This is a genomic window from Frankia sp. KB5 (assembly GCF_002099325.1).
In the GTDB taxonomy this organism is placed as follows: Bacteria; Actinomycetota; Actinomycetes; order Frankiales; family Frankiaceae; genus Frankia; species Frankia casuarinae.
The window spans coordinates 1-9,805 of the sequence record NZ_MRUJ01000282.1; the positions used below are offsets into that span (position 1 = coordinate 1).

At 70.8% G+C, this 9,805-nt stretch carries 10 protein-coding genes; 3 read left to right on the top strand and 7 right to left on the bottom strand.

Translation table 11 applies throughout. From position 1 onward, the window contains the following. The coding region (locus KBI5_RS22230; RefSeq protein WP_133057115.1) for a glycoside hydrolase family 15 protein at window positions 1-1,061 on the top strand (1,061 nt) is incomplete at its 5' end. A 78-nt stretch (window positions 1,062-1,139) separates the two neighbouring features. Beyond that, window positions 1,140-1,499 carry a hypothetical protein gene (locus KBI5_RS22235; protein ID WP_023840019.1) on the top strand — a complete coding sequence of 120 codons (360 nt, stop codon included), beginning with the start codon at window positions 1,140-1,142 and terminating at the stop codon, window positions 1,497-1,499. 36 nt (window positions 1,500-1,535) lie between these two features. Here KBI5_RS22235 and KBI5_RS22240 read toward each other — a convergent pair whose 3' ends face one another. Continuing rightward, window positions 1,536-1,952, bottom strand: coding sequence for a RidA family protein (locus KBI5_RS22240; RefSeq protein WP_023840020.1), 417 nt, complete (start codon window positions 1,950-1,952; stop codon window positions 1,536-1,538). A 135-nt stretch (window positions 1,953-2,087) separates the two neighbouring features. Continuing rightward, the gene (locus KBI5_RS22245) at window positions 2,088-2,351 is read right to left on the bottom strand and encodes a cell division protein CrgA (protein WP_011438793.1); all 264 of its coding nucleotides are present in this window, start codon (window positions 2,349-2,351) and stop codon (window positions 2,088-2,090) included. A 338-nt stretch (window positions 2,352-2,689) separates the two neighbouring features. Here KBI5_RS22245 and KBI5_RS22250 point away from each other — a divergent pair, with 338 nt between their 5' ends. After that, window positions 2,690-3,544, top strand: coding sequence for a DUF881 domain-containing protein (locus KBI5_RS22250; RefSeq protein ID WP_235462856.1), 855 nt, complete (start codon window positions 2,690-2,692; stop codon window positions 3,542-3,544). Here the strand turns inward: KBI5_RS22250 and KBI5_RS22255 are convergent. From KBI5_RS22255 to KBI5_RS22275, 5 genes are all read right to left on the bottom strand, one after another. Then, the gene (locus tag KBI5_RS22255; RefSeq protein WP_011438791.1) at window positions 3,541-4,191 is read right to left on the bottom strand and encodes an aminodeoxychorismate/anthranilate synthase component II; all 651 of its coding nucleotides are present in this window, start codon (window positions 4,189-4,191) and stop codon (window positions 3,541-3,543) included. The two genes, KBI5_RS22250 and KBI5_RS22255, sit on opposite strands and share 4 nt — an antisense overlap. 98 nt (window positions 4,192-4,289) lie before the next feature. Continuing rightward, the gene (gene pknB, locus KBI5_RS22260) at window positions 4,290-6,335 is read right to left on the bottom strand and encodes a Stk1 family PASTA domain-containing Ser/Thr kinase (protein ID WP_085016351.1); all 2,046 of its coding nucleotides are present in this window, start codon (window positions 6,333-6,335) and stop codon (window positions 4,290-4,292) included. Beyond that, on the bottom strand, window positions 6,332-7,960 hold the full coding sequence (locus KBI5_RS22265; protein ID WP_085016352.1) for a serine/threonine-protein kinase: 1,629 nt from the start codon (window positions 7,958-7,960) through the stop codon (window positions 6,332-6,334). Before KBI5_RS22265 ends, pknB begins: the two co-directional genes overlap by 4 nt. Beyond that, the gene (locus KBI5_RS22270; protein WP_085016353.1) at window positions 7,957-9,399 is read right to left on the bottom strand and encodes a penicillin-binding protein 2; all 1,443 of its coding nucleotides are present in this window, start codon (window positions 9,397-9,399) and stop codon (window positions 7,957-7,959) included. The genes KBI5_RS22265 and KBI5_RS22270 overlap by 4 nt, the downstream gene beginning before the upstream one ends. Continuing rightward, on the bottom strand, window positions 9,396-9,805 hold a 410-nt coding region (locus tag KBI5_RS22275; RefSeq protein WP_133057116.1), incomplete at its 5' end, for an FtsW/RodA/SpoVE family cell cycle protein. The genes KBI5_RS22275 and KBI5_RS22270, both read right to left, overlap by 4 nt.

Here is a 9,805-nt window from a genome sequence, read left to right on the forward strand (position 1 = left end):
TGCCGGAGACCCCGCGCGGCGAACGGAACTGGGACTACCGATACAGCTGGATCCGCGATTCCACCTTCGCGCTGTGGGGCCTGTACACCCTCGGGCTGGACTACGAGGCCAACGATTTCTTCTCGTTCATCGCCGACGTCGCCGAGAACGATGACGACGACATCCAGGTGATGTACCGGGTGAGCGGCGAGCCGAAGATCGACGAGGAGGTCCTCGGTCACCTGTCCGGCTACGAGGGAGCCTACCCGGTACGGATCGGCAACGCAGCGGCACTGCAACGTCAACACGACGTCTGGGGTGTCGTTCTCGACTCCGTGTACCTGCACACCAAGTCCCGTGACTACCTCTCCGAACGGCTCTGGCCGGTGCTCGTGCGCCTCGTCGAGGCGGCGGCCACGCACTGGCGGGAGCCGGACCGCGGGATGTGGGAGGTGCGCGGGGCGCCGCAGCACTTCACCGTGTCCAAGATGATGTGCTGGGTTGCCCTGGACCGGGGTCGGCGGCTGGCGCAGATGCGGGGGGACGCCAAGACGGCGGCGCGCTGGCGGGCCGTGGCGGAGGAGATCCACGCCGAGGTGTGCGAGAAGGGTGTGGATCATCGCGGTGTGTTTACCCAGTACTACGGATCGAAGGCGCTCGACGCCTCACTGCTCCTGATTCCGCTGCTCGGGTTCCTGCCGGCGGCCGACGAACGCGTGAAGGCCACCGTGCTCGCGATCGCCGACGAGCTGACCGTTGACGGGCTGGTCCTGCGCTACCGCACGGAGGAGACCGACGACGGGGTCTCCGGCACCGAGGGCGCCTTCCTGATCTGCTCGTTCTGGCTGGTCTCCGCCCTGGTGGAGATCGGCGAGCTGAGCCGTGCCCGGCAGCTGTGTGAACGGCTGCTGAGCCTCGCCAGCCCGCTGGATCTCTATGCCGAGGAGATCGATCCGGTCAGTGGCCGCCATCTCGGAAACTTCCCCCAGGCGTTCACCCATCTGGCCCTGATCAACGCGGTGATGTACGTGATCAGGGCCGAGGACGCCGAGGCCTACGCCCGGCCGTCCCCCTCGACCTGATCGTGCAGGCCGGTCCCGGGACAGGTGGCCACGGCGATCAGGCGAACCCGAGCGGGTCGTGGCATTAACGTGGGAGCTGTGGCCAGCCTGGAGGTTGTGGACAAGCGGGTCGAGGTCGTCCTGCGCGGGCTTGAACGGATCGGCGCGGTGCGTGGGGACGTCTCCGTGCGGCTCGACGAGGTACTCGACGTACGCCTGGCGGCGGATGCGTTCGCGGAAGTGCACGGATGGCGGGCGCCCGGGACCGGACTGCCGCGCGTCATGGCCCTCGGGACCTGGCGGTCGCGGGGCGGCAAGGAGTTTGTCGCTGTCTACCGCGGCCGGCCCGCGGTCGTGGTGGAGGTCCGCCCGGGTGGCGAGTTCCGGCGCCTGATCGTCACAACCGGCGACGCCGAACGCGCCGTGGCGCGTCTGCGCAGGGCGGTCATCGCGCGCTGACGGTCCCGGATCCGGACCCGGCGTCAGGGCCGGCCGTCAGTCGGACCCGGACCCGGACCCAGCCCCGGACCCAAGGATCGCCTCGGCTTCCACTTCGACGACCCAACGCTCGTCGAGTAGTCCCGCAACGACGACCATCGTGGCGGCTGGGCGGATCGCGGCGAACAGCTCGCCGTGGACGGCGCCGACGGCCGGAGCGTGGGCGGGATCGGTGATGAACATCCGGGTACGGGTGACGTCACCGAGATCGGTGCCCGCCTCGCGCAGTGCGGTGCGGATGATCTCGAAGCACCGCCGGGTCTGCAGCTCAGCGTCCGGTGGAACCGTGTCGTCCGGCCACACCGGCCCAGTCCCACTGACGAACACGCGTTCGCCCACGCGGAGCGCCCGGGAGAACCCGATCGTGGCTTCGTAGGGTGAGGAGCCGGAAATCTTCTGACGTTCAGGATGCAACAGGATTCCCTGGGTAATCGGTGATCAAGGTGGAGGTATCCACACTTGTGGACAACGGTTGTGGATGAATAACACGGCTGGAAGCTCTGGTGGTTGYGCCGGGCGTGGCCATCAGGCGTCTGGCGTGCGGGCCGGCTATCGCCACTGGGTCGACACGGCCAGTCCGACGACGACAAAACCAAACCCGATAAGGATGTTCCAGCCGCCCAGCCCCTCCATCCCCAGGACGCCGCCGTTGGAGAAGTAGTAGACGAGCAGGTAGGCGATCCCGAGCAGGAAGAACGCGAGGATCAGACCGCCGAACCAGGGCGGGGACGGCGGCTTCCGCCTGCGTGCCGACGCGCCCGCGGTGGTGGTCGGGGTTGGCTTCTTGGGCTTGCGGCGTCGTGACTCGGGCACTGCGGAACTCCTCGATGGCCGTGCGTGGACGAGAGCGGCGACCGTCGTCGCCGTCCTCGTCCGGCCATCGGCGGTCTCGCGCTGGGTACCAGCGTAGACAGGGCGTCCGTGGAAACGCCGTTGCGTACCGGCCGGCGGGATTCACCTCCGGTCGGGGCCCGGGCGACGCCGACGTCGCGGCCGGTGCCGGGGCGATCAGACCCATGTGGCATCGAGAGCGCCATCGGCCGCGTAGCCTGCGCGGGAGGCGATACCTCCGACGCGGCGGACGGATCGCCCGGCCGGGCTGGTTGTGGCATGGTCGCGTGCCGCCCCCGGCGATTCATCGGCATGCATGGGTGAACCGTTCAGCGGGGCACCGAGGGAGATTGGGGACGACGGTGCACGGCGGGCTACGGCCCTGGCCCTGGCCGGGGGGCCGGTCGCGGCGGGTGATCTGGGCGGTGTCGCTGTTCTGGGCCGGCGTGCTGTCCGGCGTCGTGGTGCTGGACGGCGGCCCGTTCGATCGGGCCGGCCCGCGGGACACTGCCGCTTGGGCGGCCCAGGAGCGGGCGGGAGTCGCGCAGGTTGTAGACGAGGAGGCGGGCCGGGTGGCCGACCGCCGCGCCGGGCTGGACGCCGAGTCGCGGCGGCGCGCGACCACGGCGCAGGCCGTCCCGTCGGGGGCACCGGGCTTCGCGCTCGGGACCGATGCCGCCGCCCGGTCCCTGGTCGAGTCGCTGGCCGGTCCCGCGGGGTTGGCCCCGGTGCGCGGGCCGGCGCTGACCGTCGAGCTGGACGACGCCCCGCGGGAGGGCCGGGGTGGCCCGTACGCCCCCGGCGTGCCCGCCCCGAGGCCCGACGATCTCATCGTGCACCAGCAGGATGTCCAGGCGGTCGTGAACGCGCTGTGGGCCGGCGGCGCCGAGGCGATGAGCATCATGGACCGCCGGGTGACGGCACTGACGGCGGTCCGCTGCGTCGGGAACACTCTTCTGCTGCACGGCGAGGTCTTCTCCCCGCCGTTCCGGATCACGGCGATCGGGGAGGTCGCCGCGCTGCGCTCCAGCCTGCAGGCCAATCCGCAGGTCACGATCTACCGGCAGTACGTCGACGCCTACCGGCTGGGATACCGCGTCGAGGAGGCCGCCGACAGCCGGCTACCCGGCTACGACGGGCCGATCGACCCGTCCGGCATCGCCAGGCGCGGCTAGGAGAACGCCGCCGTCCGCAGGGTCTCGACCTCGGCGGACAGCCCCGGTGCGAGCCTGCGCGCCGCGCCGCCGTCGCCGCACTGGTCCAGCCAACGGGCGAGGATCAGGTGGCCGCCCTGGGTGAGGACGGACTCCGGGTGGAACTGCACGCCCTCGAGCGGGAGGCGTCGATGGCGCAGCGACATCACCACGCCGCTTTCGGTCCGGCCGGTCACCTCGATTTCCTCGGGAAGGGTGTCCTCCTCGACGGCCAGCGAGTGGTAGCGGGTCGCGACGAACGGCGACGGCAGGTCCGTGAGAACGCCGGTCCGGTCATGGCGGACGACCGAGGTCTTGCCATGCAGCAACTCCGGGGCGCGGTCGACGGTAGCGCCGAACGCGACCGCGATCGCCTGATGGCCCAGGCACACCCCGAGCAGCGGCATGCCGCCCGACGCGCAGGCTCGCACCATGGGAATGCTCACGCCGGCCGCCTCGGGCGTACCCGGTCCCGGGGAGAGCAGGACCCCGTCGACGCCGAGCGCGGCGAGGTCGGCCGGCGTCATCTCGTCGTTGCGGCGCACGATGCATTCGGTCTCGAGCTGGCCCAGGTACTGGACAAGGTTGAAGACGAACGAATCGTAGTTGTCGATCACCAGGATGCGCATCAGATCGTGACCTCCCGCGGCATCAGGCACCCTGCCGTGGGCGGCCGCAGTCCCATACTGCCTGAGCAGCCACGACCGCCTCCGTCGGCGCGACGACCTCAGGTGCCGCCACCGCCGGAACCGCCACCGCCGTTGCGGCCGCCCAGCAGCCCCCCCAGGCCGCCCGGCTTCGTCGTGGCCGGTGTCCCAGGGGTGGGATTACCCGTCGGGCTCGGCGAAGTGCTGGTCGGCTCCGTGGTCGGGGTGGGCCCGGTTGGCGTCTCGGTTGGAGTCGGCGGCGCGGTGGTCTGGATCTGCTGGGCGACGGACAGCGTGATGGTCGAACCCCGAGGGACGTTGCCGCCGGACGGGCTCTGGTCCACAACCGTCCCCGGCGCCACGTTGTTGTTCGCGACGGGCTGCTGGGCCGCCCTCAGCCCGTAGCGGCCGAGTTCGGCGGCGGCATTGTCGTACGTGCGGTTGCGCACGTCGGGAACGTTGACGTTCGGGCTGACCACGTTGAGCGTGACCGTGCTGCCGCGCTTGACGGCCGAACCCGCCTGCGGATCGGTGCTGTCCACCGTGCCGACCTTCTGGCTGGTCGGGTTGCCGTAGGCCATCGGGTTCGGGACCAGCCCCAACGCCCGCAGGGCCGCCTCGGCCTCGGCCTGGGTCTTCCCGATCAGGTCGGCGGGGATCTGGACGTCGTCGGCGGCCTTGCCGATCGACAGGGTGATCACCCCCTTGGCGGCGACCTCCTTGCCCTCGGCCGGGTCGACCGCCGTGACCCGACCGGCCAGGTCCGGTGAATCGACCAGCTTCGTGACCACCTCCCCCCCGAAGCCGGCGCTCTGCAGCCGGGCGCGGGCCTGCTGCTCGTTCTGCCCGACGAGGCCGGTCGGGACGAGGATCTTCTTCGTGGAGGCGGTGTTGTCACCGGTGCTGAGGAAGGTCGTGGCGAGCAGGACGACGGCGACGAAGACGATGACGATTCCGAGACCCGCGAGGATGTACTTCCACGCCTGGGAACGCTCCTGATTGGGAACGGCCCGCCGGTCGATGGCCCMGGTCACGTCGTAGCGGTCGAACGGACCGGTGCCGAACCGGCCGTCGTCGTAGGGGACGTCGCGGTAAGTGGTCTGGTCGTCGTTGCGGTAGTCGTCGTCGCGGTAGCGGTCCCGGGTGGGATAACCCGCTCGGTCACCGCGGCTGAGGATCGCCGTGCCGGGCGCGGCCGGGCCGAGGGTGGTGGCGGCCCCGCCCGCGCCACCACCTCCCATCATGGCGTGCACGCGCCGTCCGGCCAGCGCCCGTTCCAGATCGTCGCGCATCTCACCCRCAGTGCCGTAGCGGTCGTCGGCGTCCTTCTCCATCGCCTTGAGGACGATCGCGTCGGCCTCGGGGGAGATGTCGCGATCGTGAGCGGACGGCGGCAGCGGGTCCTCCCGCACGTGCTGGTAGGCCACGGCCACCGGGTTGTCCCCGCGGAACGGCGGCGACCCGGTGAGCAGTTCGTAGAGCAGCACCCCGGTGGTGTAGACGTCGCTGCGGGCGTCAACGCGGGCTCCTCGGGCCTGCTCCGGGGACAGGTACTGAGCGGTGCCGATCACCGCCGCCGTCGCGGTCATGGTCGAGGAGGTCGCGGTGGTGGCGCGGGCGATGYCAAAGTCCATGACCTTGACCGAGCCGTCCGGGCTGAGCATCACGTTCGCCGGCTTGATGTCGCGGTGGATGATCCCCATCCGGTGGCTGTAGTCCAGGGCGGCACAGACGTCGGAGGTGATCTCCATAGCGCGGCGTTCGGTGAACCGGCCCTCGGTCTGCAGCGCGTCGCGCAGGGTCCGTCCCTCGATGAACTCCATCACGATGTAGGGGATCTGCGCCCCGTTGATGAGGTCCTCGCCCGTGTCGTACACCGAGACGATCGCGGGGTGGTTCAGCGCGGCCGAGGACTGCGCCTCTCGGCGGAACCGGGCGAGAAAGGTGGGATCACGGGCGAGGTCCGGGCGCAGCGTCTTGACGGCGACCTCACGGCCGAGCCTGATGTCACGACCGCGGAAGACCTCCGCCATGCCGCCATAGCCGATGCCCTCGCCCAGCTCGTAACGCCCGYCGATGATCTGCGGCCCAGCCCCCGGGGCATACATCTCCGTCACGTCGGTCACGAATACTCCCCTGCCGTCGCCCCTCCCGCGCCGGAAATCGCCGACCCGGCGTTACCGCTGACGATTTCATCACCGATTGCGGTTGGGTAGACCACCCTCGGTGGTGTGGTCGCGGAGTTCGATGCGGAATTGCTGCCGGAGAACAACCTGTTGGTCGCGAATGCGACGATCACCACGGTGAGGATCAGCAGAATGATCAGAAGTGGCAGTGGCAGGGCGGGACGGGAGGCCGCCTTCGGCCGGTGCCGTCGAGCGGCTCGCCCCTCCCAGCCCGGCCGCAGATCATCCGGGCTGTCCGGGCCGGACGGACCTGGGGGGCCGCCGGGGGTACGGGCCCACGGCGGCGGACCCGGGTGGTAGGCGGTGCCGGGATCGCGGGGGCCGCCACGGTCCGACGTCCCGTAGGCCGAGCCGCCGTACGCCGACTCGGGGCCACCGTACGCCGTGTCGGGGCCGCCGAAGGGCGGGCTGTGCAGGGCCGTTGCAGGTACGTCGGGTCCGCCGAGCATGGCTTCCGGGCCATCGGGAACCGCCTGGGCGTTGTCCGGCGAAGCGCCGGTGCGCCCCGGTCCACTGGTGTGACCGGACGGTGGCGGTGCGGCCACCCAGGACGGTGGCCGGGTGCGCGAGGTGGATCGGGGCGGGCGAGCGGCGGCACCGGCGGGCGGGAGGACGGCGCCCGGCCCCGGATGGCGGGCGGTCGCGTCCGGTGCGCCGGGCCAGCGCGCCGGCTCCGGGCTCCACAGACTGCGCCGGATCCCGGCCGCCGAACGCGCGAATGCCCCCGCCGAACTGGGCCTGCGCGCGGGGTCCTTGGCCATCGCCGAGTCCACCAGGGCCCGTACCTGGTAGGGGATGTCGGTCGGCAGCGGGGGCGGGGTGTCCTGCTGGTGGGCCATCACGACCACGATGGGGTTGCGGTCGTCGAAGGGGCGGCGACCGGCGAGGCACTCGTACGCGACGACGCCGAGCGAGTAGACGTCGCTCGCCGGTGTCACCGGACGCCCGGACGCCTGCTCGGGGGACACGTAGTAGGCCGTCCCCATCATGATGCCGGTGGCGGTGAGCGGCGCGGCGTCGACCGCGCGGGYGATCCCGAAGTCGGTGACCYTCACCGCGCCGTCCGGGCGCAGCAGCAGGTTGCCGGGCTTGACGTCGCGATGGACCACGCCGAGGGCGTGCGCGGCCTGCAACGCGTCGGCCGCCTGCCCGAGGATGTCCAGCGTGCGTTCCGGGGACAACCGCTTCTCCCGGTGCAGCGCGGCGGAGAGGGGCTCCCCCTCCACCAGCTCCATGACCAGGTAGGCGGTCGGGTAGTCGTCGGCGGTCGCGACCTCGCCGTAGTCATAGACCGAGGCGACGCCCGGGTGTGACAGCCGGGCGGCATGGCGGGCCTCGCCGCGGAACCGCACCAGGAACGACTCGTCGCTGGCGTACTCCGGGCGCAGCAGTTTCACCGCGACGGGGCGGCCGAGGGTCAGGTCCAGGCCACGCCAGACCTCACCCATGCCGCCGGCGGCGATCCGCCCGTTCAGGCGGTACCGGTTGTCGAGGACGGTGTTCGGCGACGCGGCGCCGGCGAAGGGCTGCGACGGGGAGATGGGATTGCCCGGGGAGTTGTTCATGGCTTGTCCAATGCGGCCTGTATGACCTGTTTCGCGACGGGGGCGGCGACGGCACCACCGGTACCCAGCTCGCMGCCGCCGTCCTCGACGATGACGGCAACCGCGATCTTCGGAKCGTCCGCCRGGGCGAACCCCACGAACCAGGCGTGCGGCAGGCTGGTGCCGTGCTCGGCGGTCCCCGTCTTCCCGGCGACGGTGACGCCGCCGATCTGCGCCCGCCGACCGGTCCCCGACGTCACCACGCTTTCCATCATGGTCGTGAGCTGGGCGGCCACCTCGCTGCTCACCGGTTCACCGAGTTTCTTCGGCTCGGTTTTGCTGATCCTCTTGAGGTCCGGGCTGCGTAGTTCGGACACGATATAGGGCTTCATCTCCGTGCCGTCGTTGGCGATCGCCGCGACCACCTCCGCCATCTGTAGGGGCGTGACCCGGACGTCGTACTGGCCGATCRCCGACTGCGCGGTCTGCGCGGCGTCGAGCTTGGCGGGGAAGACGCTACGGGCCTGCTGCAAGGGGAAGTCGGGGAAGGTCGCGTTCAGGCCGAAGGCCTCGGCCTGCCGGCGCAGGGTGTCGGCACCGAGATCGATACCGAGCTGTGCGAACGCGGTGTTGCAGGAGATGGCGAGCGCGTGAATGAGGGTGTCGGTCTCGCCGTCGCCGCAGCGTTCGCCGCCGAAGTTCGGCAGCCGCACGGTGCTCAGTGGGAGCGGTAGCTCATCGGGTGCCGCGACACGAGTGTCCGGCGTCCTGCCTTGTGACAGCGCGGCGGCGGCGGTGATGAGCTTGAAGGTCGAACCGGGCGGATAGGTCTGCTGGGCTGCCCGGTTCAGCAGCGGTTGATCTGGATTGCCCGACAGCAGCCCATAGGCATTGGCCGCGGCCTTCTCATCATGGGCCGCCAGCGCGTTCGCGTCGTAGGAAGGGTTGGTGACCATCGCCAGGATCGCGCCGGTCGACGGCTCGATGGCGACCACCGCGCCCTTGCGGTTGCCGAGCGCCTCCGCCGCTGCCTTCTGGACGGCGGGGTTGATCGTGGTGACCACGGAACCGCCGCGCCGCTCCGCGCCAGTGAACAGGCCGGTCACCCGGCTTGCGAGCAGTCGGTCRTCGTCTCCGGACAGGAAGACGTCCTCGGACCGCTCCAGGCCGGCCGCCGTGAACAGCGTGTAGTAGCCGGTAACGTTGGAGTAGAGCTGCCCGGCCGGATACTGCCGCTGGTACTTGTACTGGTCGTTCGACGGCACCGAACGTGCGATCTCCACGTCACCGGCGACGATCGCGCCCCGCTGTCGTTCCAGGCGCTCGGTGATCTGACGCCCGTTCGTCGGCTGGGACTTGAGGCTGCCCGCCTCGCCCACCTGGAGCCAGTTCGCGTTCACCAGGAGCGCGGCGAAGAGGACCATGCAGGCGACGGCGACCTTGCGCACCGTGCGGTTCATGTCGTCTTCACCACCTGGGTGGGACTCTCTGCAACCGCGCCCGGGTCGAACAGGGGGGCATCCGGCACCGGTTCGGGTGCGCGGCGGGCGGCGTCGCTGACCCGCAGCAGCAACGCGATGATCGCGGCGTTGGCCACGATGGACGACCCGCCGTAGGAGACGAACGGCAGCGTGAGCCCGGTCAGCGGGATGAGCCGCATGACCCCGCCCACCTGCACGAACACCTGCAGCGCCAGGGTGAAGGACAGCCCGGCCGCCAGCAGTTTGCCGAACGGGTCCTTCGCGCCGAGGGCCGCGCGCATCCCGCGCAGCACGACCAGGGCGTACATCATCAGGATGGCCATGACGCCGGTGAGACCGAGCTCCTCACCGAGGCTCGCCATGATGAAGTCGGTGTTCGCGAACG

Excerpts from the sequence above, each read along its gene's own strand:
- KBI5_RS22255 (WP_011438791.1), bottom strand. The coding sequence starts at position 4,191 with ATGCGCATCCTGGTGATCGACAACTACGATTCGTTCGTCTTCAACCTT.